At 66.0% G+C, this 22,477-nt stretch carries 16 protein-coding genes and 1 tRNA gene; 6 read left to right on the forward strand and 11 right to left on the reverse strand.

Annotated elements, in window-relative coordinates:
- Positions 1–41: 41 nt before the first annotated feature.
- Both R4P47_RS21880 and R4P47_RS21885 read left to right on the forward strand, forming a co-directional pair.
- Positions 42–992 (forward strand): ABC transporter substrate-binding protein, encoded by a 951-nt coding sequence (locus R4P47_RS21880; protein WP_317785722.1) that lies wholly within the window; start codon positions 42–44, stop codon positions 990–992.
- A 20-nt stretch (positions 993–1,012) separates the two neighbouring features.
- Complete coding sequence (locus tag R4P47_RS21885; RefSeq protein WP_317785723.1) at positions 1,013–1,501, forward strand: SRPBCC domain-containing protein; 489 nt, start codon at positions 1,013–1,015, stop codon at positions 1,499–1,501.
- A 1-nt stretch (position 1,502) separates the two neighbouring features.
- Here R4P47_RS21885 and R4P47_RS21890 read toward each other — a convergent pair whose 3' ends face one another.
- Entirely contained in the window at positions 1,503–1,784 is a 282-nt protein-coding gene (locus R4P47_RS21890; protein WP_317785724.1) for a Rho termination factor N-terminal domain-containing protein, read from the reverse strand.
- Positions 1,785–1,900: 116 nt separating this feature from the next.
- On the opposite strand from R4P47_RS21890, the gene R4P47_RS21895 reads away from it, so the two are divergent.
- Both R4P47_RS21895 and R4P47_RS21900 read left to right on the forward strand, forming a co-directional pair.
- On the forward strand, positions 1,901–3,019 hold the full coding sequence (locus R4P47_RS21895; RefSeq protein ID WP_317785725.1) for a hypothetical protein: 1,119 nt from the start codon (positions 1,901–1,903) through the stop codon (positions 3,017–3,019).
- Between the two features lie 59 nt (positions 3,020–3,078).
- Complete coding sequence (locus R4P47_RS21900) at positions 3,079–3,786, forward strand: enoyl-CoA hydratase/isomerase family protein (RefSeq protein ID WP_283347868.1); 708 nt, start codon at positions 3,079–3,081, stop codon at positions 3,784–3,786.
- A gap of 9 nt (positions 3,787–3,795) precedes the next feature.
- Here R4P47_RS21900 and R4P47_RS21905 read toward each other — a convergent pair whose 3' ends face one another.
- From R4P47_RS21905 to R4P47_RS21930, 6 genes are all read right to left on the reverse strand, one after another.
- Entirely contained in the window at positions 3,796–4,692 is an 897-nt protein-coding gene (locus R4P47_RS21905; protein ID WP_269595855.1) for a universal stress protein, read from the reverse strand.
- A gap of 114 nt (positions 4,693–4,806) precedes the next feature.
- The gene (locus tag R4P47_RS21910; protein ID WP_149406313.1) at positions 4,807–5,835 is read right to left on the reverse strand and encodes an LLM class flavin-dependent oxidoreductase; all 1,029 of its coding nucleotides are present in this window, start codon (positions 5,833–5,835) and stop codon (positions 4,807–4,809) included.
- 82 nt (positions 5,836–5,917) lie between these two features.
- Entirely contained in the window at positions 5,918–6,088 is a 171-nt protein-coding gene (locus R4P47_RS21915; RefSeq protein WP_156516187.1) for a hypothetical protein, read from the reverse strand.
- 340 nt (positions 6,089–6,428) lie between these two features.
- Positions 6,429–7,610, reverse strand: coding sequence for a lipase family protein (locus tag R4P47_RS21920; RefSeq protein ID WP_317785726.1), 1,182 nt, complete (start codon positions 7,608–7,610; stop codon positions 6,429–6,431).
- 134 nt (positions 7,611–7,744) lie between these two features.
- Positions 7,745–7,818: transfer RNA gene (locus R4P47_RS21925), tRNA-Lys, on the reverse strand.
- Between the two features lie 92 nt (positions 7,819–7,910).
- On the reverse strand, positions 7,911–8,132 hold the full coding sequence (locus R4P47_RS21930) for a DUF3618 domain-containing protein (protein ID WP_032375974.1): 222 nt from the start codon (positions 8,130–8,132) through the stop codon (positions 7,911–7,913).
- Positions 8,133–8,209: 77 nt separating this feature from the next.
- On the opposite strand from R4P47_RS21930, the gene bcp reads away from it, so the two are divergent.
- Positions 8,210–8,683 (forward strand): thioredoxin-dependent thiol peroxidase, encoded by a 474-nt coding sequence (gene bcp, locus R4P47_RS21935; RefSeq protein ID WP_317785727.1) that lies wholly within the window; start codon positions 8,210–8,212, stop codon positions 8,681–8,683.
- Here bcp and R4P47_RS21940 read toward each other — a convergent pair.
- Both R4P47_RS21940 and R4P47_RS21945 read right to left on the reverse strand, forming a co-directional pair.
- Entirely contained in the window at positions 8,672–10,036 is a 1,365-nt protein-coding gene (locus R4P47_RS21940) for a dipeptidase (RefSeq protein ID WP_317785728.1), read from the reverse strand. The two genes, bcp and R4P47_RS21940, sit on opposite strands and share 12 nt — an antisense overlap.
- 74 nt (positions 10,037–10,110) lie before the next feature.
- Positions 10,111–11,442, reverse strand: coding sequence for a hypothetical protein (locus R4P47_RS21945; protein WP_317785729.1), 1,332 nt, complete (start codon positions 11,440–11,442; stop codon positions 10,111–10,113).
- A gap of 416 nt (positions 11,443–11,858) precedes the next feature.
- Between R4P47_RS21945 and R4P47_RS21950 the strand changes: the two genes are divergently transcribed.
- Positions 11,859–12,500, forward strand: a complete 642-nt coding sequence (locus tag R4P47_RS21950) for a TetR/AcrR family transcriptional regulator (protein ID WP_149406378.1) — start codon at positions 11,859–11,861, stop codon at positions 12,498–12,500.
- Between the two features lie 77 nt (positions 12,501–12,577).
- Here the strand turns inward: R4P47_RS21950 and R4P47_RS21955 are convergent, their stop codons facing one another.
- Positions 12,578–12,970 (reverse strand): holo-ACP synthase, encoded by a 393-nt coding sequence (locus R4P47_RS21955; protein ID WP_008715184.1) that lies wholly within the window; start codon positions 12,968–12,970, stop codon positions 12,578–12,580.
- Positions 12,970–22,269: a polyketide synthase gene (locus tag R4P47_RS21960; RefSeq protein WP_317785730.1), complete on the reverse strand. Its 9,300-nt coding sequence runs from the start codon at positions 22,267–22,269 to the stop codon at positions 12,970–12,972. The genes R4P47_RS21955 and R4P47_RS21960 overlap by 1 nt, the downstream gene beginning before the upstream one ends.
- Positions 22,270–22,477: the final 208 nt, after the last annotated feature.

The raw sequence follows: 22,477 nt of genomic DNA on the forward strand, positions 1-22,477 counted from the left end.
CCGGTTCTTCACTTCCGACTTAGGTTTGCTTTACTTAACTAGTGAAGACTCTCCCCCTCGCGCCCGTAACCGTTGCCGCATTTGTTGCCGTATCGCTGATCACGTCGTGCAGTTCCGCTGCCGAACCGGCGGACGACGCGGCAGGCCGACCGGTCGCCACACAGTTCGGGACGATCGTGGTGCCGGAACGGATCGACTCGGTGGTCGTTATCGACGGCCGACGCGATCTCGACATCGCGCTGGCCTTCGACCTACCCATAGTCGGGATGCCGGTGGAAACCGAGGCTCCGCCGGAGATGGCCGGGCCGCTGACCGAACCGACTCGGATGTTGCTCGCCGACGGCGTGCCGGAGCTGTATCCCCGCAACACGGTCGACCTCGAGGCGGTCGCGCGAGTCGCGCCGGATCTGATCATCGGGCGCGACGAAGTGGTCGAGGAGATATACGGCCAGCTCAGCGACATCGCACCGGTGCTGCCGGTGGGGTCCACCGGCAGCGGTGTCAGCTGGCAACAGGACGTGACCACGGTAGGTGATGCACTGAACCTGCAGGACCGAGCGGCAACGATCGTGGCCGAGTACGACTCTCGCGTCGACGAGCTCATCGTGCGGCATGCCGACGCGATCGCGAACACCGCGGTCCTGCCGATCAGTACGTCCGAGGAAGGTGGAATTTCGGTGGGCAGGCAACGAGTGCCGTCCATCGTGCTCGGAGACGTGGGAGCCCGGTTCGCCTCCGCTTGGAACGACGCCGATCCCGAAATCGAGTACGGCCCCGAGAATGTCACTGCCGCATCCGACGCGGTGGCCATGATTGCCGCCATCACGTCCGAGCAGGATCTGCAGGCGATGAACGCCAACCCGCTCTGGACCGGATTGCCGGCGGTGCGCACCGACCGCATCGTCCGGACCGACAAGTTCACCAACGACGGCGGCCCGCTGACCGCGCTGTGGACCCTCGGCCTGGTGGACAAGCTCTACGCCCCGAGCTGACCGAGATGCATAATCGGTCGATGGCACCTACCCCCACAGGAACGTTGCGCAGCACCGACACAGGCGTCGCTCTCGAGCTGACCAGAACCATCTCGGCTCCGCGTGAGGACGTGTGGGCACGCCTCACCGAATCGTCCTGGACGGCACAGTGGTTCGGTCCGTGGGAGCGGATCTCGCACAACACCATTCGCGTCACGATGGCATTCGAGGAGGACGCGCCGGCATCGGACATGATCATCGACGCGTGTGAGCCGCCGGGCCTTCTGGCAGTGCGGATGACCGGCGAAGTCGAATGGCCACTCGAGGTCCGTCTGACCGAGACAGGCCCTGCGACCGTTCTCGTGCTCGTACACAGCTGCACGAGCACGGACGGCCTGGGCGACATCGGACCGGGGTGGGAGTACTACCTCGACATGTTCGTCGCCGCCGGAAACGGCGACCCGCACCCGAGTTTCGACGATTACTACCCATCACAGCAGGAGTACTACTCGTCTCTTCGCCCGCGGTGAATCAGTGCTTGCGTAACGCGTCGATCAGCTCTTCCTTGTTCAGCTTGGAATAGCCCTCGAGACCCAATTCCTTGGCTCGCTCGGTCAATTCGTCGACCGTCCAGTCCTCGTAGGATCCGGATTCTCCACCCTTCCTACCGATCTGATCTCGCCCTTTCTTCGCGGCGGCGTTCGAGATGCGGGCGGCCTTCTCCTTCGAGTTGCCCTCCTCGCGGAGCTTGTCGTACAGGCCCTGGTCCTTCAGCTGTGGTTGGTCTTCGGCTTCGCTCTTCTTCGCCGGCATCGGAACTTCCTTTCACTGGGTCGTGTCGAAGCGCTACCCGGTCTGCACGGCGACAAACCTCGCTCGACGTCGCGGATCGGGTGTGTGTTTCGAGTTCCATCGGGTAAGCGATCGGGATGCATTCGGATCGACCGCAATCGGTAAACCGAGACACCACCGGCAACGACGACACCACCGACGCAGACGACGCGCCGCTCTCGGTGGGGGTGGTCAGCGACGACGGCTTCGCGACGACGGTGGCGTCTGCCATTGTCGCCAAGTTGCCCGATCACGCGAGGATCGACGGGCAGCGGCGAGAGATCCGCGTGTCCCGAGCATCGGTGCCGCTCCCGCCCACCGCGACCGGAGCGGCCCCGCTGGGACAGTGGCTCGCGTCGGTGAAGGCCGACGCCGACTACGACATCGTGTTGTGCGTGTCGGAGGTTCCTCGCCGTCTCGGGTCGCGTCCGGTGATCGCCGAGACCCGTGACGGTACGACCGGCGCGCTGTACGTGCCCTCCTTCGGAACGCTGGCGGTTCGACGACGTGCTGTCTCGGCTGCACTGGCCGTGTTGCACGAGTTGATCGAAGCCGACGATTCGTCTCGACCACCGCGGAGGTACTTCGAGTCTCGCTGGGCTTCCAGCGACTCCGAGGAGGGCGACGAGGTGCTGCTGACGTCGAGCATCTTCGGTCGAATCAGGTTGGTGTCGGGGATGATTCGATGCAATCGTCCGTGGCGATTGGTTCCGACGTTGTCGGGCGCACTCGCTGCCGCGAGCGCGGCGTCCGCCTTCGGCGTGTTCTATGCCAGCATCTGGCAGATGGCAGCGTCGATGAGCCTCGGCCGACTGGCCATGATCGGGCTCACCGCAGTGATCGCCATGACCGTCTGGGTCATCTTTCCCAACGGCCTGTGGGAGAGGCGATCGTTCCGAAGTTCCACGATCGACCGCTGGATGTACAACGCAGCCACCGTGGGAACCGTTCTGACCGGCGCTCTCTGTATGTACGCGCTGTTGTTCGCCGTGGTGCTGGGCTCGGCGGCAGTCGTGATCTCACCGGAATTCCTGGCAATGCAGATCGGTCGTACCGCGACTCTGGGCGACTACTTTTCCCTCGCGTGGCTCGCTGCGTCGCTGGGCACGGTGGCCGGTGCAGTCGGCTCGTCGGTGGCAGATCGCGAGGACATTCTCGGTGCCACCTACGGTCATCGCGAGTTGATTCGTCGTCGGTCGGCCACCTCCTCGTCCTGAAAATCGCCACGTGGTTCGCGTTGTGAGCTAGAACAAGAAAAACTGGGTACGTTCGGGATATGCCATATCTGGATCGCGTTGCGGACGTGTTCGTGCTGAACCTCGGGACTCGGGGCGTCGAAGACAGCGAAAATCGCATGAGCCCCGATTGGGTTGCCGAGATCAATGCACTGCTCGACGAGGTGGAGTCCTCCTCCGGCCCGGCTGCCCTGGTCACGACGGCAACCGGCAAGTTCTTCTCCACCGGCGTGGATCTGTCGTGGGGTGCCGACAACCTCGATCAGATCAATCGGTTCATCGGCACCGTGCAGGAGATGCTGGTGCGCTTCCTGACGTTCCCGATGCAGACCGTCGCCGCCATGCAGGGTCACACCTACGGCGGTGCCGCGTTCTTCGTGATGGCACACGACCACCGCATCATGCGTTCCGATCGCGGCTTCCTGTGCTTTCCCGGCGTCAACATCGGTGCGACCTACAGCCCCGGAACCGTCGACATGGTGCGAGCGAGGTTGGCCCCGCACGCCTTTCACGAGGCGCTCACCACCGGACGTCGCTACGGCGGTGGCGACGCCATGGCGCTCGGTCTGGTCGACGCCGTCTCGACGCAGGAGCGTGTGCGCGACGACGCCATCGCCCGCGCAGCCGCGTTGGCCGGCACCCGCGGTGAGGTACTGGGCGAGATCAAACGCACCATGTACGCCGGTGAAGTCCGTTCCCTGCTGACGCCTGTCGCAGGCGTCGACGAAATGGAATGGGTCTCGAACTAGGCGGAGTTGTCAGTGCACCACCAGAACCGGGCATTCGGAGTGATGCACCAAGTTCTGGCTCACTGATCCCAATATCGCTGCGGTGAAACGATTTCGGCCGCGGCTTCCCACTACCAACACCTGGGACGTCGCGGAGATCGACCGAAGTTCGTGTGCCGCCGAGGCACCGACGGACACCGCCCGAACCGGCACCGTCGGATACTTGTCCCGGTAGGTGTCGACGTTGGCCTGCAACCACTTTCGTTCTGCCTCACGAAGGTGCTGCCAGTCGACCGAGGGGCCGTAGTCAAGTTGATCGGTTTCGTGCACGGCACCCACGTGGACGGCGAGCAGTTCCGCACCCAGGATGCTCGCCATCTCGAACGCTGCCGACAGTGCGCGCTTCGATGGCTCCGATCCATCGACCCCCACCGCGACAGGGGCCGGCTCGGCTCCGGAGTCGTCGCGACGCTCGTGCCATACCAGCACCGGGCAGGTCGCGGCGTTGACGATTGCCGTCGTCGAGTACCCGAAGACGATGTCGCGCAACGGCCCCGACTCGCACGCGCCCACGACGAGCATCGCCGCGTCCGCGGAGAGTGCCTTCGCCATACGTGCAGCCGGCAGTTCGGACACCTCCGATTCCACCGTCACCTGGGGATCGACTCCGTGCACGACGTCGACGGCGCGGGCGAGTACGCCTTCACCCTCTTGCCGCAGCCGCGTCGGGAAGTCGGTGGTGTTCAGCTCGGCGGCGACGGCCGCACTCCACTCGTCCTTCGGTGCACCGTGGACGAGGTGCACCGATGTCGATGCCGCCCGGGCGAAATGCGCCGCCCATTCGGCCACCCCCTTGTCCGTGGGCGAGCCGTCGACCACGACCGCGAGCGGTCCGTCGAATGTGGTTGCCGCGATCGTGTGGTCCATCGTTCCTCCGTTGGCCGAAGACGGTTTCTACGTCGTCTCCCACGATCGCTGCCCTGGCGACGCGCCACTAGGGCATTTGGCCACCGGTGTGACGGGTATTTCGGGTCGAGGCCGCTACGCCCCGGCAACCAGGGGCGCCACTTCGGTGCCGAGTAGCTCGATGCCGCGCAGAAGGTCGCTGTGTGCCAGCCGCGGATTGGTCATCTGCAACGACAGTCGATCCACTCCGCCCAGTTGTTCGCTCACTCGCTGAATCTTGTCGGCCACCGTCTTCGGATCTCCCATGAAGAACGCACCGTTGGGACCGGCGGTGGCGTCGAACTGCTGCCGACTGGGCCGCGCGAATCCGCGCTCCCGAGAGATCTTGGTGAACATCTCGTTCCAGCCGGGGTAGATGGTGTCTGCTGCGGCCGTCGTGGTCTCGGCAACGAAGCCGAACACGTGCAGGCCCACCTTCAGCTGCTCCGGCGGATGGCCCGCCTGCGCTCCGGCGCGACGGTAGAGGTCGACGAGCGGGGCGAACTGTCGTGGTTCTCCGCCGATGATGGCGATCATCAGTGGGAGCCCCAGAAGCCCTGCGCGAGCGAAGGACTCGGGCGTCCCACCGACCCCGACCCAGATCGGCAGCGGATCCTGCAGCGGACGTGGGTAGATGCCCTGACGGTTCAGCGCCGGGCGGTGCCGACCGGACCAGGTCACCTCGACGTTGTCACGGATCTGCAGCAGGAGGTCGAGCTTCTCGGCGAACAGCGAGTCGTAATCGGCCAGGTCGAGACCGAACAGCGGGAACGACTCGGTGAAGGATCCGCGTCCCACGACGAGATCGATCCGGCCCTTGGAGATCAGATCGAGGGTGGCGAACTCCTGGAAGACCCGGACCGGATCGTCGGCGCTGAGCACTTTGACTGCGCTGCCGAGCCGAATGTTCTCGGTCCGCGCGGCTGCTGCAGCGAGAATGATCGACGGAGCCGAGTCGTAGTACTCGCTGCGGTGGTGCTCGCCGATACCGAACGAGTAGAGCCCGACCTGATCTGCGAGGGCGATCTCTTCCAGTAGGTGACCCATTCGCTCCTCGGGAGCGATCACCCGACCGTCGGTCGGGTCGGTCACGGAAGAGACGAAACTGTCTACGCCCAGATGCATGGTGGGACCTTTCGATTCGGGATGGTCGACTCCAACAGCATCGGTGAAGATTCAATTATTCCGATGGGTGTCGAGTTGGCAGCTACTCGCCCCATCGTTTCAGCTCGTCCGCCGCGTAGTACATCTGCTGTGATGCGCCGAAACGAACGAGCAACTGCTGCTTGTCCTCGTAGAACCAGACCACGGTTCCGTACATACCTGCCATGGGCCCACTCAGCGGTGTGACTCCGTCGCCCACCTCGAATCCATACATACGGGCACCGTACCGATCGAGGGTGCCGAAATCGGACACCCAGCGTTCGGCTTATCGGCGTCCGCGTTTGCGTGCGCGACGCTCGTCGAGCTTCCGCTTGCCGTAGCCCCACGTGACGCGGCCCAGACCCTCGAAGAGTCGGCTGGAGAGACTTCTGCGGCCACTCATACGGCGGCCCCGTTTCCGATGACGGTCATTCTCGGTCCCTTTCTCTGAGGCAGTAGAACCCTGCGACTGGCCGGTGAAGTGATCCGGCACGATCGATAAGTCGAATCGGAACGGAGCAACCACACATCGGACCCGCGTGATCTACATCACGTACGACGTCTCGATCGTCGAGCTACGCCCGTGTGACAAGTCGATCCATCCACCCGATCAGCTCGGGGTAGGCAGCGACGTTCGCGGCCGTGTGGTCGACTGCGGACACCCAACCGGTTCCGAAGTCGAACTCCCGGACGGTGATGTCGGTGGCGCCTGCGGCACGCCAACGCTGCACCAGGATTCGGCTCTGCTCGATCTCGACGGAGGTGTCGTGGACGCCGTGCACGATCATCACGGGTGCGACGGGCGCAGTGAACCCGATGGTGTTCTCCTGCGTCATCGGACCCAGCACGGGCCCGGTCATGAGCGTTCCGAGGGAAGAGCCGTCAGCAGTGAGGTCCTCGGATCGCGACGGTCCGTAGGTGAGAGCGTCGACCGTGCAGAAATCCTGTGCCGCATCGAGCGCTGCCCGTCCTCGATCGTTGAACAGAGCCCGAATCTGTTCGGCCCGGTCGGGGTTAGCGCCGATCAGACCGCCGATCGTGTACAGCATCGTCGCGGCGGACTCGGAGCCGTCCTGGCCCACGACGCGCAGCACAGGATCGGTAGGTGCGGCACCGACGAATGCACCGACCACGGACACATCGGGCGCGTAGGTGGACGCGAGTTCCGCAGCAGCGGCCGACGCGACGCCGCCCGCCGAGTATCCGTAGAGCACGACAGGCGCGTCGGTCTCCCCTGCCGCAGCCCGTGCCGAGTCCAGCACGGCGCGGGCACTGGCGACCCGACCCAGAAACTCGTATTCGCCGGGGGTTCCCAGCCCTTGATAGTCCGTCGTGACCACCTGGTACCCCTGCGCCAGTAGTGGCAGCAGTGCCGGCATCGTGGTTGTCAGTCCCAGCTCCGACGAGCCCGAGCAACGATCGGCAACCCCGTAACTGCCTGGCGCATAAGCGATCACGGGCCGGGGCCCGGGACCGGACCACGCACGCGTCGGCGTGACCAGCAGCCCCGACACAGCCACCGCACGATCGCGGGGATCGGCCGACCGGTACAGAATGCGCTCGGTGTGCGATCCCAGAACGTCCAGCTGTGGCACGGATTCTCGGCGCAGGATGAACCCGGGTGCGTATGCCTCCAGGCCTACGACGGGCTCACTGTAGAAATCGGCACCGCCGGGAGCCGCCGAGGCGGGTGCGGTCGAGAGAGCGAGGCACCCGACAAGAACGGACAGGGCGAGGGTGACGAAAGGCAGTCTCATGTCGCGAGCCAGTATGCGGTCCGAAGTGCGGGTCCGCATTCTGTATTCGCGGATTTGCGACACCCACGTCTTGGTCGGTGATGCACCACAAAAAATGCCCTTGCCAGCGTTTCCACTGGCAAGGGCATTCGTTGTGCGCCATCAGGGATTCGAACCCCGGACCCGCTGATTAAGAGTCAGCTGCTCTAACCAACTGAGCTAATGGCGCCGATCCGCACCGCGTGTTCTCTGCGGTGCGGGAGAAACATTAACAGCAGATGCCGCCAGATGTGAAATCGGCTGGTCGGAGCACCTGTCGCGTCAGTTGAAGATCCTGCGAACCACGAGAACTGCCACCACTGCGCCCACTCCGAGGAGGGTGAACTTCACTGCCGGCTCGTTGAGCTTGGCCACCACGGACTGCTTGGTGTTGGCGACGATGTTCTTGGGGCTGGCACGGACGCTCAGCTCGTCCAGGGTGCTGGCGAGCTGATTGCGAGCGGCCTCGATCTCGCGCTCGATTCGGTCGGTGTCCTTGGCCACGTGTCCTCCAACTTGTTGCAAATAGTCTCGGTCGCAGTCGAGCCTAGAGCACGGCGATATTTCGATACTCTCGTGCGGTGACCGAATACAGCAAGCTCGAGCCGGGCGACACCGCTCCGGCGTTCACCCTGCCCGATGCCGACGGCAACGACGTCTCTCTCGCCGACTACGCAGGCAAGAAGGTGATCGTGTACTTCTACCCCGCCGCGAGCACCCCGGGCTGCACCAAGCAGGCCTGCGACTTCCGCGACAGTCTCGCCGAGCTCAACGGTGAAGGCCTCGAAGTCATCGGTATCTCCCCCGACAAGCCGGCCAAGCTCGCCAAGTTCCGCGACAAGGAAGAGCTGACGTTCCCGCTGCTCTCCGACGAGGAGAAGACGACCCTGCAGGCGTGGGGCGCGTTCGGGGAGAAGAAGAACTACGGCAAGGTCTACGAGGGCGTCATTCGCTCCACGTTCCTCGTCGACGAGGAAGGCAAGATCGAGGTGGCGCAGTACAACGTCTGCGCCACCGGCCACGTCGCCAAGCTCCGCCGCGATCTAGCTGTCTGACCCTGCGAGCCGCTGCAGGAACAACGCCTCGGCGACGGCCATCTTCTCGATTTCCGTCGGGTCCACGCTCTCGTTGGGAGCGTGGATCCGGCACCGAGGCTCCTCGACGCCCATCAGCACGATCTCGGCGTCCGGCAGCACCTGAGCCAACGCGTTGCACAGCGGAATCGAACCGCCCTGACCTGCCGTTCCCATGGGATGCCCGAAGGCCTCCTCCAACGCTTCGGACAGCGCCGCGTAACCCGGCCCATCGGTTCTGGCCCGAAACGGCGACCCGATGGCCTCACACTCGACGGTGACCCGCGCATTCCAGGGCGTACGCGCCTCCAGATGAGCCACCAACGCATCCTGAGCCCGCTGCGGATCCATCCCGGGCGGCACCCGCAAATTGAGCCGTGCCGACGCACGAGGCGAGATCGCCGCAGCCGACCCCACGACCGGCGGGCAGTCGATCCCCAGGATCGTCAGAGCGGGCCGCGCCCACACCGCCTCGGCCACCGAACCCGAACCCGCCAGCCCGACGCCATCGAGCACGCCGGCATCGGCACGGAACTGCTCGGCGTCGTACTCGACCCCGTCCCAGGTCTGCGTTCCGTCGAGTCCGTCGACCACGGTGTCGCCGTGCTCGTTGCGCAACGTCGAGAGCACCTGCACCAGTGCGGCGAGCGCATCGGGTGCTGGCCCGCCGTACATGCCCGAGTGCACCTCTCCGGCAAGGGTTTCCACATGCACCACCACGTTGGCGATACCGCGGAGCGTGGTGGTGACCGTCGGCCAGCCCACCTGTGCGTTGCCGGTATCGGCGATGACCACCATGTCTGCCGAGAACAGTTCGGGGCGCTGTTCCACGAGCGCTTCCAACCCGCCGGTGCCCATCTCTTCCGAACCCTCGCAGACGATCCGCACGCCGACCTCGAGCGACTCCCCCAGCGCCCGTAGCGCCAGCAGATGCATGATCACGTTGCCCTTGCAGTCGGCCGAACCCCGTCCGTACCAACGACCGTCCCGCTCGGTCAGCTCGAAAGGCTCACTGTCCCAGAGCCTTCCGTCACCCGGAGGTTGAACGTCGTAGTGCGAGTAAAGCAGAACGGTCGGTGCTCCTGCCCGAGCCGGCCGTGAACCGACGACGGCCAGTGAGCCGTCGATCGTCTCGATCAGCTGCACGTCCGGAATGCCAGCGTCGACGAAGGCCCGTTGCACCCACTGCGCCGCACCGGTGCATTCCTCGACCGGAAACTGCCGTGGATCGTGCACCGAGGTGAAGCGGACCAACTCTGCCAACTCGGATTTCGCTCGGGGCATCTGCGATGCGATCGCAGATCGAACGTCGACGGGGCGCGCATCGGCGGGCATGAATCCTCCAAACGAGAAAATGACAGACGGGCCGTAGCCAGTCTGTCATCACTCGCCACAGGAACGATTCAGCGTCAGCGGCCGGAGAACTCCTGATGAATCCACTCACCGGTCTGCTGCCAGTGCCGATCCCACGCTTCCTGCTCGAGCTGTTCGGGCGACTTGCCCGGCTCCGGAACGGGAACAGGAACGGTGAACTGCGGAGGGGCCACCTCGGTCGGCGACGGCAGAGGTCCCGGCTGCGGGGCCGCCACAGCCTGACGTGGCGGATCCTGCGTCGCCCACGTCCGAGATGTCGGTGCAGGCTCGACAACTGTCGATGGGTCCACCGCCGGGGGAATCGTCTCGGGCGGCGGCGCAATCGCCGGCACCGGCGCAACCACGACCGCACCCGGATCGGACGTCGTCGGATCCACCTGCCTGGTTGCCCCCGCCAGATCCGCACCGGCATCGCGTCGATCGACTACCTGCTCGGCGGTCGTCTCGGATTCACCCGGCAACGTCGCAGCGACCGCGACACCAGCGGAGAGCACACCGGCCAGCAGCACTGCGGCGAACACGAGTTTGCGCCCTGAGCCTCCCGACCGGGCCGGCTTCGCGTCGACAACCGACAGCACTGCGGGTGCAGGCAGCGGCGCTGCCGCCCTGTCCTTCACCACCGCGGGGGACGCCTCGGGCCCGGACTCGGCAATCTCGGCGTCGGCTTGGTCGGACTCATCGGCTGCTACGACCTCGGAATCGGCGGCCTCGTCCGGCTCCGAGTTCTCGGTCGCCGCCTGCGTAGCGGCAACCACAGCCGGCTCGTCCCGATATGCCAGCAGCGCAGCTCCTCGGGCTGCGACCTGATCCGCGTCACCGACGCGCACCACGGGGACACCGAGTCCGAGCGACAGGATGTCGACCAGGTCTCGATTACTCGAAGAATCACCGAAGAGGGCCACGAACTCGGGCTTCTTGCCGGACTGATCCACCACTTCCCACGCCAGTGGGATGGTGCTGCCGATGCGCTCGGGCGACATCGAGTCCAGCGTCGCAGTCTTCACCGGGGTGATCGAGGCATCTGCGGCATCGGCGAGCGAGATGGAGACGCCCGCGTCGCCCATGTAGTACAGCAGGACAGTCTTCGCGTCGGCGAAGTCCTTCGACGTGGCGAGCCAGCCGAGGAACGATTCGGATGCGGACGACAGGACTGCGGGATCGTCGCCGAGAGCGGCTGCGAAGTCGGCGCGCTCGCCCTCGGTTCGGTACACCACACCCACTGCGTCCACGCTTGCATGAAGCTCTGCCGCCTCGGCGAGCATCGTCTCGATCGCTGTTGTCAGAACCGAGGCCGCATCGGGATCGAGCGGGGTAGTCCGATCGGCGAGTATCTCGCCGGACGTCGGCTCGACAAGAATTGTCTGCATCGAGCCAGATTCGATCGCTATACCGATAGTTGCCATGGCAGTCTCCCTGTGCTCAGGGTGGAGGCACCCGACCATGAACGTCATCCAGCGGATCCGAACGACGATCACCCTGCACGGAATTTGATTCTGTTACCTGAACCATACCTGTTGACGGTTAAATTGGTCCGAATCGGTCTTGGAGTTTGTCACAGTATGAGGAACCAGCAGTTGTCGTCGCCCCCAGGTTTCCTCGATACCTCCAGCTGAAACACGCGTGTCCGACCCAGAACCGAAACCGGTGGGAGTGACCTACCGGACCGTTGTGGATAACGAGCACCCGCGCCGGATAGCCTGACCGGGTGGAATCCTCTGCTCGTGCCCAGTCCTCGCGCCGTCTCGACGCCGCGCTCGAGTCGACGGCACAGACACAGGAACTGATGCCACGACGACGACCCACCCAGGAACGCAGCCAACGGAAGTTCGACGCACTGCTGCAGGCCTCACGCGAGTTGCTCAGCGATGTGGGATTCGAGTCGTTCACCTGCGAGGAAGTCGCGTCACGCGCCGAACTCCCGATCGGCACGCTGTACCAGTTCTTCGCCAACAAGTACGTCATCGTCTGCGAGCTCAACCGCCAGGACCTCGTGGGGGTCCAACAGGAACTCGCCGAGTTCGACGGCGAAGTCCCGTCCCTGGACTGGGTGCGGTTCCTGAACAACTTCGTCGACCACATGGCCGGCATGTGGATGACCGATCCGTCGCGACGCGAAGTGTGGCTCGCCATGCAATCGACACCGTCGACGCGCGCAACCGGGGTGATTCACGAGCGGGAGTTCGCCGAGCAGGTCTCGCGCATGCTCGGACCGCTCACTCCGCGCACGCCTCGGCATCGCCGCAACCTCATGGCTCAGGTGTTGGTGCACATCGTCTACTCGATGCTGAACTTCTCCGTGCAGGACGGCCAGAGCCACGAGGACGCCGTCGCCGAGCTCAAACGCATCATGATGGCGTATCTGCTCGTCGCCGAGAAGGAGAGCAGGCGTTCCGGCGGCTCGACGAACGAGAGCGAACCAGCCTGAGCAACCCGAGCCCGCGCAGACGAAAGGCCCGCCCGATCACGTGGATCGGACGGGCCTGACTCGTTCTCGGAGCGAATTCACTCCTCCAGAATCGCCACCGCGGCGGCGATGTCGCCGTCATGTGTCAGCGACAGATGAATCTTCACCGTCGGCAGGAACTCCTGTGCCATCCCGTGCAACTTGATGGACGGCCGACCCCACGCATCATTGACGACCTCGATCAACGGATACGGGTTGTCACCGATCTGCGGCGGGCGCGCGAATCGCGATGTCGCCCAGGCCTTCAGCACCGCTTCCTTGGCGGCCCACCGAGCCGCGTAGTGGCGGGTCGGGTCGGAACTCTTCGTTGCGGCATGACGCCGCTCGCCCGCGGTGAAGCTGTCGCGGATCATCGTCGTGCCGACCTTCTCCATCTGCTCGGCGAAGTCGGACACCGTCACCAGGTCGAAACCCACTCCCAGGATCGCCATCAGATGGCACCCGGCAGACCGGAGGAGTAGACATCGTCCGCGCCGAGGCGAGCGGACTCGTTGAGCAACACGTTTGCCTCCAGTTCGCGTGACGCCTTGGCCGGCGTCCCGTCATGTCCGAGCCGTCGATCGTCCGGCCGCTCGTAGAGGGAGTCTCCTCCCACCATCGCGGAGATCAGCCTGCGCTGACCGGCGATGCGGCGCTCGTTCGCCTTCGCGATGTACTGCGCACGTCGGTCCGCCGGAACGGCCTCGAGGAACGCCTGCGGGTGCACCAGAGCGATGAGTCCGGACACGTGGCCGAATCCGAGCGAGGTGAGCAGACCTGCCTTGAGCGGCACCGAGTCACCGAAGCGCAACGGCTCCCGTGCCCACACCAGATGCTCGAACGCGGTCATCTTGTCGTCGACGCAGTCGAGGCTGCGGTTCGGCGGGATGACGCCGTTGGCCAGCACCTGGCACAGGCCGATCAGCTGCCAGGCAGCCGCTCCACCCTTCGAGTGTCCGGTGAGGCTCTTCTGCGAGACGACGAACAGCGGAGCGCCGTCCGAACGGCCGATGGCCTTGGCGAGGCGGGTGTGCAGTTCCGCCTCGTTCGGGTCGTTCGCTGCGGTGGAGGTGTCGTGCTTGGAGATCACGGCCACGTCGTCTGCACTGACGCCCAGGGCGTTCAGCGAGAGCGCGAGCGCCGAATCCTTGCCTCCGCGACCGGCACTGAGCGCGCCGAGTCCCGGAGCCGGGATGGACGTGTGCACTCCGTCGCCGTACGACTGTGCGTAGGCCACCACTCCGAGGACCGGCAGGCCCATCTCGAGTGCCAGGTCTCCGCGAGCGAGCAGAATCGTTCCGCCGCCGTGGGATTCGACGAATCCACCGCGCCTGCGGTCGTTGGCCCGCGAGAACCGTCGATCGCTGATGCCCTTGGCGGTCATCGCTGCCGAGTCCGCGGTGGCCGACATGTCGCCGAAGCCGATGATGCCCTCGGTGCTCAGGTCGTCGAAGCCGCCGGCGACCACGAGCTGCGCCTTGCCCAGCTTGATCTTGTCGACGCCTTCTTCGACGGAGACGGCCGCGGTGGCACAGGCGGCGACGGGGTGAACCATCGCGCCGTAGCTACCGATGTACGACTGGACCACATGCGCGGCAACGACGTTCGGCAGAGCCTCCTGCAGGATGTCGTTCGCACGAGCATCACCGAGCAGGGTGTCGATGTACAGCGAGCGCATGGACTCCATGCCGCCCATGCCGGTGCCCTGGGTGTTGGCCACCAGCGTGGGGTGCACCCAGCGCATCAGTTCCGACGGGTTGAAGCCCGAGGAGATGAACGCGTCGACCGTGGTGACGATGTTCCACAGTGCGACACGGTCGACCGAGCTGGCCATGTCGGGCGAGATGCCCCACTTGGTGGGATCGAATCCGGTCGGAATCTGTCCACCCACGGTGCGAGTGAGCTTCATCTTGCGCGGAACGCGAATCTCGGTGCCCGCCTTGCGGGTGACCTGCCAGTCGCTCGAATCCGGGACCGGCGTGATCAGCGTGTGCTCGGGGTCCGCTGCGGCGAAGGACCGGGCATCGATCTCGGTTCCGACCACGAACGTCAGGTCGTTGTCGAGGAAGATCGAGGTCATCAGCGGCGCGGTGTTGCCGACCATCGCGCCGTCGTCGCCGTAGGTCCGGATACCGCACTTCTCGACCACGATGTCGTGGTACTTGTCGGCGATGTCCTCCTCGGGCACGAGGTCACCGGACTCGATGTCGTACCAACCCGGCTTGGGATCGTTCTCCCAAGCAATCAGGCCGGTGTTCCATGCGAGTTCGAGAACGCCTGCGGCAGAAAGCTGCTCGTCGACCTCCATCTCGAAGCGGGTACGCGCCGAACCGTACGGTCCGAGCTCACCTGCACCGACGATGACGACCAGATCCTTCGGGTCGACGTCCAGTGTCGGCCAGGCCGGAGCCGTGGTCGACGTCGACAGCCGCGGCGGTGCGGGCAGCGCCGCGATGACCGAGTTGTCCTCTGCCTCTTCGGTCTTCTCGGCAGCGGCCGCAGCTGCATCCCGAGCGAGCTCGACGAGGTTGAGCTTGGTGTTGGCCAAGCCGCCCGTGAGATCGACGACGATCGGCTCCTGCGCAGCCTGACGGCGAGCGGTAGGTGTGCACAGTTCGAGCAGTTCGGTCGCCATCTCGTCGGTGGACCAGGTGCGAACGCCTTCGGCCTCGACGGCCTCGACGATGGGATCGTTGCCACCCATCAGGCCGGTGCCGCGCACCCACCCGATGTGAGCGTGGGCGATGGACACCCGCTCGGCCCAGTTCTTCTCCGAGCCCCACTTGGCGACGACTGCGTCGAGTGCGGCCTTCGATTCGCCGTAGGCACCGTCGCCACCGAACATTCCGCGATTCGGCGATCCCGGCAGCACCACGTGCAGGTGAGTGTCGATGTCGGTGTCGTAACCGACCTTCGACAGTCCGGTGATCAGACGCTCGACCGACCAGAGCAGCACGCGCATTTCCATCTCGGCGCGAGCTCCGGCGTCGGACATCTCGCCCATGACCCGCGGCGCTGCGAACGGGAACAGCATCGTCGGAGTAGTTGCGGCCTTGACGAGAGTCTTTGCGCCACCGGCAGTGTCGACGTAGTCGCTGCCGATCCACTCGATGAGTGCATCGACGTCGGTGTACGACGCGATGTTGGCCGGAACCACCCAGAGCGACGCTCCGCTGCGTGCGCTGTCGCGGTAGAGGCTGCGGTAGAAGCCGAGTCGCTCGTCGTCGAGCCTGGAGGTGGTGACGAAGACCGTCGCTCCCCCGGCCAGCAGCTTGGCCGTCACCGCAGCTGCGATGGAGCCCTTACTGCCGCCGGTGACCACTGCGACCTCGTCGGCCCATGGACCCTTGTCCTCGGATGCGACCGCGATGTCCGCGATGCGTCCGAAGGTTTCGGCCAGCACTGCCTTGTTCTCGTAGTCGGCCTTGGCCTTCCACCACTGTGCTTGAGCTGCAACGGCATTGCCGGCACCGGCGAAGGACTCGACGGCGACGTCGCCTGCGGTACCGAGCCACAACCGGGCCAGGTCCTCACGGGCGGTGGCCCAGCGGTCGTCGATCAGGACGGCGCGCTTGGCGTCGAACGCCGGCGCGACGAGGCGAGGCCAGTCGGATCCCAACTCGGCCGAGACCAGCTCGACCAGAGCGGCGTCGGGATCCTCGGCCAGCAGTGCGTTGGGCGCATCGGCCAGTCCGAGCTGTTCGAGCACCAACCGGGCTGCGGAGGCGAGGACGCCGTCGCGGCCGGTGATGTGCTCGGTGAACTCACCGAGAGCAGCAGCGTCGACGGTTCCGCCGGCTCCGCCCCCTGCCTGCGGCATCGAGACTGCGACGCCGCGGCGTGCGGCCACCGCGGCCACGGCCGCGTCGATGACGTTGTCGACTGCGTTGCCGTCGGCGAGAGCGCCGTCGGCCAGGCCACCGAGTGCGCCACCACGAACCGAGGCACCGTCACGGGTACCGAGGGCGACCTCGGCGGTGACGTGGTGCGCCCAGCCGTCGCCCAGTTCCCAGGTCTTCTTGACGCGATCGGCGATCGAGGCCGGGCGTCGACCCGAGGGGCCGAAGACCTTGCGGAGATGGTCGTTGATGGAGTCGCTGAGCACCGGACCGAACGGCTTGTACGTACGAGCCAGCTTGTTCACCGTGCCCGAGAGCGCACCCATGTCGGCATCGGCTGCACCGTCGATGGCACCGAGCGAGAGCTCGGAACCGAGGTCGACGAGCAGCTGATTACGACGCGAGGACACACCGTCGCACAGAGCCTCGATGGTGTCGGCAGGCCCGATCTGATCGAGCTGCAACTTGGTCCACAGGCCGATGAGGATCTTGGTCGCATCGGCCGCGACGAACGCGATGTCGTCCGGACGAGGTCCGCCGGACGGTGCTGCTGCCGGCGCGGGAGCTGCGGCCGGAGCTGCAGCTGCCGCCGGAGCAGCGGCCTCCACGGGTGTCGACTCTTCCTCGTCGGCCGGAGCCGGGTCGGTGTCGGTGCCGTAGATGATCGCAGCCTCGCGCTCGAGGTTGAGTACCTCGACCGGGTGGCCGAAGCGGCCCGGGAGCTTGAGGGTCTGCGACGCGAGGTTCGCCACGGTCGGGGTTGCCCCCAGGCCGATCTCGACGAAGCGCTCGACGCCCATGCCGCCGTCGGACTCGTCTGCGAACAGCAGGTCCTGGGTCTCGATCCAGCGCACCGGGCTGGCGAACTGCCATGCCAGCAGCTCGGTCAGGATCACCCGGCACAGAGCGCTCGGCCGTGCGGCCCACGAATCGAACTCTGCGAGAACGGTGTTCAGCGGCTCGGACGGAACCAGATCGGCGATCTCCTGAACGAACTCGCGATTCAGCGAGAACGGCTTGGGCACCAGGTTCGGGATGTAGCGCCCCACCAGGATCGCCGGATCGATCTGCTCGGGGAGCAGAGTCTCGAGGCGGTTGCGGAAGTCGTCGACTCCGCCGCGCAGCACCGTGGAGTGGAACGGCACGTCGATGCCGGGAACCATGATGTAGGCGGCCTTGCCACCGAACTCCGCTCGGCGGATCGCGATCTTCTTCTCCAGCTCGCCGAGGCCGGCAACCGTGCCTGCGATGGCGTACTGCGAACCGCGCAGGTTGAGGTTGACGATCTCGAGGAACTCACCGGATTCTTCTGCGACACCGGCGACGAAGCCCTGCACGTCCTGATCGGCCAAGCCGATCTGCGACGGGCGGATAGCTGCCATGCGGTAGTCACTGCGGCCGCTGGCATCACGCGGAACCAGCGCGTGCATGGCCGAACCACGCTGGAAGACGACCTCGAGGACGGCTTCGAGCGGGAGCACACCGGCAACGGCTGCGAGTGCGTTGTACTCACCGACCGAGTGGCCCGCGAGAATCGAGTTCTCCACGAACGCACCGGATTCACGCAGTTCGGCAACCTGCGCGACGCCGAGAACGGCCATCGCAACCTGGGTGAACTGCGTCAGGTGCAGCACACCGTCGGGGTGCTTGTGGGTGACGCCGCGCGCCTTCAGCGAAGTCGGATTGTCGCGCACCACAGCGAGAATGGAGAAGCCCAGTGCGCTGCGGGTGTGCTTGTCGGCACGCTCCCACACCTCACGTGCGGCCTTCGAGCGAGACCGAGCGTCCAGGCCCATGCCCGCCCGCTGGATGCCCTGGCCCGGGAACGCGTAGACGGTCTTCGGCGGCGCGGTGCGAGCGGTGGCGACCATGACCAGTTCGCCGGCGACACGGCAGGAAACCTCGATCAGTTCGGCACCCTGGTCGAATCCGGTGCGGTCGACGCGAACATCGATCTCCGCTCCGGGTCGAACCATGCCGAGGAAGCGTGCGGTCCATGCGGTGAGGCGACGCGGCGGAGTCTTGGTGTCCGCGTGGTCGACTGCGGTGACCGTCTGCTGGGCGGCGGCCGAGAGCCACATGCCGTGCACGATCGGGCTGCCGAGGCCGGCGAGCAGCGCCGCGGCGTCCGAGGTGTGAATGGGGTTGTGATCGCCCGAGACCTGCGCGAACGCGGCCATGTTGCGCGGGGCCACGATGGTGGCCTGACGGCGGCGACGACGCGGGGTGTCCTTGGCGTCGGCGCTCACCGAGCCGCCGGCGCGGGCCGGATCGGTCAGCTCACCCTTGCCGGTGCGTCCGCGAATGGCGAAGCGCTCCACGAGAGTTGCGACGGCGGGAGCGTCGAGCCCCTCGCCGAGCATGGCACCGATCTCGACGGTGACCTCGACGACGCGGCCGAGGTCGGTGTCGAGCACCTCTCCGGCCGCAGCCTTGACCACGAGAATCGAGGTGTCGGTGGGCAATTCGCCGACCAGGTTGACGCTGTGGTCGAGGTGCACCAGGTCGAGCATGCCTTCGATGACGTCGATTCCCTCGTCGTTGCGGGTGGCACCCAGCACTGCGAAGACGGCGGGCCAGCAGGCACCGACCAGAACGTCGGGAACGGCCTTGCCGCTGACGGTCAGCGAGTCCGGCAGGCCGGAGCCGGTGACGCCTGCGTGATCGGCGATCAGATCGGGGATCCATGCGATGTTCAGCCGGGCGACGCCGCCCTTGACGGCCGGAAGGTCCTGGCCTGCAGCAACTCCGAGCAGAGCCGACATGGCCTGCTGTGCGTCCTGCGCGGTGACGACGGGAGCGCCGCCGTCGATCGTGGAGGCGGGAACCGTCAGGCGGATACGTACTTCCTTGCCCGGGGCGAGCGGAACCAGCAGCTCCACGTGCTCGGAATCGAGCACGGTCAGCGTCGAGCCGGTCTGCGGGTGCGCCGCGACCGTCTCGGATTCCACGGTCCAGTCGGCCGGATCACCCAGGCGTGCAACGGGGTTCTGCGTCATCCGCGAGGCCCAGGTGACGTCGGGAGCAGCCAGCACGATGCCGAGCAGTCCGGGTGCGATCTCGGCGTGGCGACGGCTCGCGATGGCCGTGGGCTCGACGCCCTCGGCGAGAAGCTGATCCGCGGTGGCCTTCTCGAAGCGATCGAGCAGCTCGCCCACGGGCTCGTCGACGCGAGTGATGCCCGCGACGGCGACGGTACCGGGGATGATGCAGACCTGATCGGCCGAGTAGCGAGCGTCGTGTGCCTGCCACAGCGAGTCACTGCGCCACCAGCGGCGCACGTCGCCGTCGACGACGGGGACGAAGTTGACCGGCTTGCCGGGCATGCGGCACAGCGAGGTGAAGAAGGTGATGTCGGCCGGGTGCAGAACCACGTCGGCGGCGTCCGGGAACTGTGCGAGCAGCGACTTCAGAGCTGCACGCGGGCGTTCGAGAACCTCGGCATCGGCGAACAAGGTGGGGATGGGTCCGCGATCGACGGGGTGCAGCCGAGCCTCGGCGCGCTGCAGCATCTCCAGGAAGCGGGTACGCCAGGTGACGTCGAGCCACACCGACTCGCTTGCCTCGGACACGGCATCGGTGAACTCGCCGCCGCAATCGAAGTCGCTGCGCGAGTCGGTTCCGATGGCCAGATCGAGGTAGCGAACGAGCCACTGCTGATACGTCATCTCGGCGACGTCACCGAAGAAGGGCTTGGCGGTGCCGTCGAGTGCGGCGATGATCTCGTCGCGACGCTCGGCCACGGCGTCGGCGTTGCCTGCGACCTCGTCGAGCAGTCGGCCGCACCGCGATGCCGCATTGTCGATCTCGTGGATGTCGGCACCGAGCTGGCTACGGCCCGAGGCCATTCCGCCGTTCGCGGTACCGGCACCGACCCAGTCGGGGGTTCCGGGTGTGTCGACCAGAAGCTGCTTGACCTCGGGAGCCGTCGTGGCCTCCAGGGTTGCCATCGCGGCAGTGCCGACGAGGATGCCGTCGAGCGGCATCTTCGGGTAGCCGTGCACAGCCGACCAGGTTCCGGTGAGGTACTCCGCTGCCCGCTCGGGTGTGCCGATGCCGCCGCCGACACAGACGACGAGGTTGGGCCGTGACCGCAGCTCCGCGTAGGTGGTCAGCAGCAGGTCGTCGAGGTCCTCCCACGAGTGGTGTCCGCCTGCGCGGCCACCCTCGATGTGGACGTTGACCTGGTACGAGGGAACCTCGTTGGCGATACGGATGACGGCGCGAATCTGCGCGACGGTGCCGGGCTTGAACGAGACGTAGCTGATGCCTGCCTCGGACAGCTCTTCGATGAGGGCCACTGCCTCTTCGAGTTCCGGGATGCCTGCGGTGACGACGACGCCGTCGATGGCCGCGCCTGCCGCGCGAGCGCGCTGCACGATGCGGCGTCCGCCGAGCTGCAGCTTCCACAGGTACGGATCGAGGAAGAGCGAGTTGAACTGGATTGCGCGGCCGGGCTCGAGAAGCGTGGAGAGCTCGGCGACACGATCGGTGAAGATGTCCTCGGTGACCTGGCCGCCACCGGCGAGCTCGGCCCAGTGGCCTGCATTGGCAGCTGCGGCAACGATTTTGGCGTCGACCGTCGTCGGCGTCATGCCGGCGAGCAGGATCGGCGAACGTCCGGTCATCTTGGTGAACGAGGTCTCGACGACGACGCGGCCGTCGGGCAACGTGACCGGAGTGGGGGCGTAGGCGGACCATGCAGGCTGGACCTCGGGAGCAGCTCCCGGAGTGAGCAGGTTGCGGTGGCCACCGCGCGAGGACGCGGCGATGATGCCAACGCCCTGTCCACGCAACGCCGGAGTGGTCATGCGGGTGAGCAGGTCGCCCGGACCGAGATCGAGAATCCAGTCGGCACCGGCGTCGACGACACCGTCGATGGCGTCGACCCAATCCACGGAGTCGACGAGGATCTTCTGTGCGAGCTCACGTGCGAGGTCGACGTCGAGCCCACAACGCTGCGCCCAGGCGCTGACTAGTTCGACGGCATCTGCCAGGGCGGGGTGATGGAAGCCGATCTCGACGGGAAGCTGCTCGAAGACCGGGGCGAACACTGCACCGCCACGCTTCTTGGCGTCGCGGTCACGCTCTTCCTCGGCAGCGATCTGCTCGCACTTCTCCTGCACGCGAGCCAGCTGGGCCGGCGGTCCCGAGAGTACGACGCGACGACGGCCGTTGCGGATGGCCAGAGCTGCGGATCGCTCCGGCGCTCCGTCGATCGCAAGTTCGGCGATGATCGCCTGCAGTCGTGCGGGTTCGACGTTGGCAACCGAGACCATCGGCGCGCGGTCTCCGGCACCGATGATGCCGCGGCGGCGGCCGACGAGACCTGCGGCAGCACCCACGAGCTGGGCGATAGCCAGGAAGTTCGCATCCTGTGCGCCGTCGGCTGCGACCGATTCGGCGGCGATGAGTCCCTGCGAGTGTCCGACGACCTTGACGGGCGGAGTCTGGGCCGGATCGAGCCCCTGCAACTTCAACGCACGCAGCGCTGCGACCTGGGTGAGAAACACTCCGGGAAGCGAGACGGCAGCGGAGGTCAGTGCCGCCTCGGACGGTCCGTACGAGCCGACGGTGTCGTCGTCGGCGAGGTCCTGTTCGAGCATCCAGCCGATCGGGTCGAAGCCGACCGAGCGCACGACCAGCAGCTCGTCTGCCACGGGCGCGAGAGTGACTGCTGCCTCGTTGACGAGATCGGTCAGTTCGGGTTCGAGCGCGGAGTCGCGAGCCAATTCCTCGAGGGAGCTGAGCCATGGTGCGCCCTGGCCGCCGAAGGCCAACGCGTACGGCTCGCCCGCGGCGAAACGATCTGCCAGAGTCCGAGAGCCGCCATTGCTTCTAGGGGATTTGTCTGCGTTGCCGGTGCTTCGCGAGCCTCGTCCGTGTGATGGTGTGCTCTCGTTGATCGTCAAGGCTGAAGATTCCTCTCGTGGACGCCTCGGGGGTCGGGGCGTTCGCTGTGATGACTGCCCCATGGCGTCGTGGGCTACAGGGTCGAAGCGGTGAGCCGGTCTTCGTCGACAGGTCTCCTCCGCGCTGCTCAAGGTTGACACAAAATCATGAGGAAATCCTCAGGTTTGCTCGGACGTCCGAGTGCTACCAGCGAGTACGTCACTCGAA

This window comes from Rhodococcus sp. IEGM 1370 (assembly GCF_033142325.1).
GTDB lineage: Bacteria > Actinomycetota > Actinomycetes > Mycobacteriales > Mycobacteriaceae > Rhodococcoides.

What these genes read in the sequence shown, in the direction of transcription:
- R4P47_RS21885 (WP_317785723.1), top strand. Translation starts at nt 1,013, where the DNA reads ATGGCACCTACCCCCACAGGAACGTTGCGCAGCACCGACACAGGCGTC.
- R4P47_RS21890 (WP_317785724.1), bottom strand. Translation starts at nt 1,784, where the DNA reads ATGCCGGCGAAGAAGAGCGAAGCCGAAGACCAACCACAGCTGAAGGAC.
- R4P47_RS21895 (WP_317785725.1), top strand. Translation starts at nt 1,901, where the DNA reads ATGCATTCGGATCGACCGCAATCGGTAAACCGAGACACCACCGGCAAC.
- R4P47_RS21900 (WP_283347868.1), top strand. Translation starts at nt 3,079, where the DNA reads ATGCCATATCTGGATCGCGTTGCGGACGTGTTCGTGCTGAACCTCGGG.
- R4P47_RS21905 (WP_269595855.1), bottom strand. Translation starts at nt 4,692, where the DNA reads ATGGACCACACGATCGCGGCAACCACATTCGACGGACCGCTCGCGGTC.
- R4P47_RS21910 (WP_149406313.1), bottom strand. Translation starts at nt 5,835, where the DNA reads ATGCATCTGGGCGTAGACAGTTTCGTCTCTTCCGTGACCGACCCGACC.
- R4P47_RS21915 (WP_156516187.1), bottom strand. Translation starts at nt 6,088, where the DNA reads ATGTATGGATTCGAGGTGGGCGACGGAGTCACACCGCTGAGTGGGCCC.
- R4P47_RS21920 (WP_317785726.1), bottom strand. Translation starts at nt 7,610, where the DNA reads ATGAGACTGCCTTTCGTCACCCTCGCCCTGTCCGTTCTTGTCGGGTGC.
- R4P47_RS21940 (WP_317785728.1), bottom strand. Translation starts at nt 10,036, where the DNA reads ATGCCCGCCGATGCGCGCCCCGTCGACGTTCGATCTGCGATCGCATCG.
- R4P47_RS21945 (WP_317785729.1), bottom strand. Translation starts at nt 11,442, where the DNA reads ATGCAGACAATTCTTGTCGAGCCGACGTCCGGCGAGATACTCGCCGAT.
- R4P47_RS21950 (WP_149406378.1), top strand. Translation starts at nt 11,859, where the DNA reads ATGCCACGACGACGACCCACCCAGGAACGCAGCCAACGGAAGTTCGAC.
- R4P47_RS21955 (WP_008715184.1), bottom strand. Translation starts at nt 12,970, where the DNA reads ATGGCGATCCTGGGAGTGGGTTTCGACCTGGTGACGGTGTCCGACTTC.